Source organism: Nocardiopsis suaedae, assembly GCF_027706745.1.
Classification (GTDB): Bacteria; Actinomycetota; Actinomycetes; order Streptosporangiales; family Streptosporangiaceae; genus Nocardiopsis_A; species Nocardiopsis_A suaedae.
The window spans coordinates 1-2,870 of sequence record NZ_JAQFWP010000132.1; the positions used below are offsets into that span (position 1 = coordinate 1).

Below are 2,870 nucleotides of genomic sequence, written 5' to 3' on the forward strand. Positions count from 1 at the left end.
CCCGAGTAGCGCGGAGCCCGTGAAATTCCGTGTGAATCTGGCAGGACCACCTGCTAAGCCTGAATACGTCCTGGTGACCGATAGTGCACTAGTACCGTGAGGGAAAGGTGAAAAGTGCCCCGGTGAGGGGTCGTGAAATAGTACCTGAAACCGTGTGCTGTCAAGCCGTCAGAGCCCCTTGTCGGGTGATGGCGTGCCTTTTGAAGAATGAGCCTGCGAGTTATGGTGTGTGGCGAGGTTAACCCGGGTGGGGTAGCCGTAGCGAAAGCGAGTCTGAATAGGGCGTTTGAGTCGCATGCTGTAGACCCGAAGCGGGGTGATCTACCCATGGCCAGGGTGAAGCGGCTGTAAGAGGTCGTGGAGGCCCGAACCCACCAGGGTTGAAAACCTGGGGGATGAGCTGTGGGTAGGGGTGAAAGGCCAATCAAACTCCGTGATAGCTGGTTCTCCCCGAAATGCATTTAGGTGCAGCGTCGTGTGTTGCCTGCCGGAGGTAGAGCTACTGTTTGGCTGATGGGCCCGACAAGGTTACTGATGTCAGATAAACTCCGAATGCCGGTTTGGTTAGCGCGGCAGTGAGACTGCGGGGGATAATCTTCGTGGTCGAGAGGGAAACAACCCAGATCATCGGCTAAGGCCCCTAAGCGTGTGCTAAGTGGGAAAGGTTGTGGAGTTGCTGAGACAACCAGGAGGTTGGCTTAGAAGCAGCCATCCTTTAAAGAGTGCGTAATAGCTCACTGGTCAAGTGATTCTGCGCCGATAATGTAGCGGGGCTTAAGTACACCGCCGAAGCCGTGGGGCCCGGGAGTTTTCTCGGGTTGGTAGGGGAGCGTCGTGCATGCGGTGAAGCGGCCGGGTGACCGTGTCGTGGAGTGTGTGCGAGTGAGAATGCAGGCATGAGTAGCGATACCGGAGTGAGAAACTCCGGCGCCGATTGACCAAGGGTTCCTGGGGCAGGTTAATCCGCCCAGGGTGAGTCTGGACCTAAGGCGAGGCCGACAGGCGTAGTCGATGGATAACGGGTTGATATTCCCGTACCCGTCCGTGCGCGTCCATACTGAATCCTTTGATGCTAACCACCACTGAAGCCTCATTTTCCCTTCGGGGTTTTTGGGGTGGAGGCGTGGGACCCGATTTGGTAGTAGGTAAGCGATGGGGTGACGCAGTGGGGTAGCCCTACCCGGCGGTGGTTGTCCGGGGGTAAGCGTGTAGCCCGGGGTGTAGGTAAATCCGTGCCCTGTTGTGGGTGAGGCGTGATGCCGAGCCGTTTTTGGTGAAGTGGGTGATCCCGTGCTGTCGAGAAAAGCCTCTAGTGAGTTCGCGGGCGGCCAGTACCCTAAACCGACGCAGGTGGTCAGGTAGAGTATACCGAGGCGTTCGGGTGAACCGTGGTTAAGGAACTCGGCAAATTGTCCCCGTAACTTTGGGAGAAGGGGAGCCCTGTCCGGTGATGAGGTTGTGCCCTTTGAGCTGGGTGGGGTCGCAGATACCAGGGGGAAGCGACTGTTTATTAAAAACACAGGTCCGTGCGAAGTCGTAAGACGCTGTATACGGACTGACGCCTGCCCGGTGCCGGAACGTTAAGAGGACTGGTTAGACCGTTTGGTCGAGGCTGGGAATCTAAGCGCCGGTAAACGGCGGTGGTAACTATAACCATCCTAAGGTAGCGAAATTCCTTGTCGGGTAAGTTCCGACCTGCACGAATGGCGTAACGACTTCCCCGCTGTCTCAACCGCGGGCCCGGTGAAATTGCAGTACGAGTAAAGATGCTCGTTTCGCGCAGCAGGACGGAAAGACCCCGGGACCTTCACTATAGCTTGACATTGGTGTTTGGGATGGTTTGTGTAGGATAGGTGGGAGCCTGTGAAGCCGTCACGCTAGTGGGGGTGGAGGCGTTGGTGAAATACCACTCTGGCTGTTTCGGGCATCTAACCTGGGGCCGTGATCCGGTTCGGGGACAGTGTCTGGTGGGTAGTTTAACTGGGGCGGTTGCCTCCTAAAGGGTAACGGAGGCGCCCAAAGGTTCCCTCATCCTGGTTGGCAATCAGGTGTTGAGTGTAAGTGCACAAGGGAGCTTGACTGTGAGACGGACGTGTCGAGCAGGTGCGAAAGCAGGGACTAGTGATCCGGCACCGGCGTGTGGAAGCGGTGTCGCTCAACGGCTAAAAGGTACCCCGGGGATAACAGGCTGATCTTCCCCAAGAGTCCGTATCGACGGGATGGTTTGGCACCTCGATGTCGGCTCGTCGCATCCTGGGGCTGGAGTTGGTCCCAAGGGTTGGGCTGTTCGCCCATTAAAGCGGCACGCGAGCTGGGTTTAGAACGTCGTGAGACAGTTCGGTCCCTATCCGCTGTGCGCGTTGGAGACTTGAGAAGGGCTGTCCCTAGTACGAGAGGACCGGGACGGACGAACCTCTGGTGTGCCAGTTGTTCCGCCAGGAGCATGGCTGGTTGGCTACGTTCGGGAGAGATAACCGCTGAAAGCATCTAAGTGGGAAGCTTGCTTCGAGATGAGGTCTCCTGCCCCTTCGGGGGGTAAGGCTTCCAGTGGACGACTGGGTTGATAGGCCGGGTGTGGAAGCGTTGTGAGGCGTGGAGCTGACCGGTACTAATAGGCCGAGGGCTTGTCCGCCGCAGATGCTGGGTGCTCGCGCATACTGTTCCCTTTGTTGGGGTTCGCACACGAATCAGGTTTTTTGATATAGGTTTCCCGCGCATGCTTTCGGGTGTGTTGTGGGTGTTGGTTTGCGGTGGTTATGGCTGGAGGGTCACACCCGGTCCCATTCCGAACCCGGTCGTTAAGCCTCTTTGCGCCGATGGTACTGCCTCCATGGTGTGGGGTGGGAGAGTAGGTTGCCGCCGCATTTTTT

2 rRNA genes are annotated in these 2,870 nt (G+C 57.5%); both read left to right on the forward strand.

Annotated features, from left to right (window positions below):
• Nucleotides 1–2,632: ribosomal RNA gene (locus O4U47_RS31125) — 23S ribosomal RNA — on the forward strand; the annotation flags it as partial.
• A 114-nt stretch (nt 2,633–2,746) separates the two neighbouring features.
• Nucleotides 2,747–2,865: ribosomal RNA gene (gene rrf / locus O4U47_RS31130) — 5S ribosomal RNA — on the forward strand.
• The last annotated feature ends 5 nt before the right edge of the window (nt 2,866–2,870 follow it).